The sequence below is a fragment of the Vibrio sp. 1069 genome (assembly GCF_033340555.1).
Genome location: NZ_JAWOWP010000589.1, coordinates 1 through 605, shown reverse-complemented (window position 1 = coordinate 605; position 605 = coordinate 1). Strand labels below are relative to the sequence as shown.

General features: G+C 45.6%; 1 protein-coding gene. It reads left to right on the top strand.

From position 1 onward, the window contains the following. Positions 1–605, top strand: a 605-nt coding sequence (gene coxB, locus R7040_RS27915; protein WP_318097811.1) for a cytochrome c oxidase subunit II, incomplete at both ends; no start/stop codon positions are given.

The following is a 605-nucleotide window of genomic DNA, read 5'->3' as shown; positions in this document are numbered from 1 at the left end:
ATGAATTACATATGCTCATTTTCTACATTTGTTGCGCGATAGCTCTGGTTGTTTTTGGTGTTATGTTCTATGCCATCATCCGTCATCGCAAATCAAAAGGTGCAGTTGCCGCACATTTCCACGAAAGCACCAAAGTGGAAATTATTTGGACTGTAATCCCTATCATCATTCTTGTCGCGATGGCGATTCCCGCAACGAAAACTTTAGTCGCAATGGAAGACACTAGCCAATCGGATATCACCATTCAAATCACAGGTTCGCAATGGAAGTGGCATTACAGCTACTTTGGTGAAGATGTGGAATTTTTCAGCTTGATCGCAACCAGCCAAAAGCAGATTGACGGTTTAGAGATGAAAGGTGCGCATTACCTACTTGAAGTGGATAACCCGCTCGTGCTCCCTGTGAATCGTAAAGTGCGATTTTTACTGACCTCAGACGATGTGATTCACTCTTGGTGGGTGCCTGATTTCGCCGTGAAAAAAGATACCATCCCGGGTTTCATCAACGAGGCTTGGACGCGAATTGATGAGCCGGGTGTTTATCGTGGTCAGTGTGCAGAGCTTTGTGGACGAGCTCATGGCTTTATGCCAATCGTAGTCCATGCC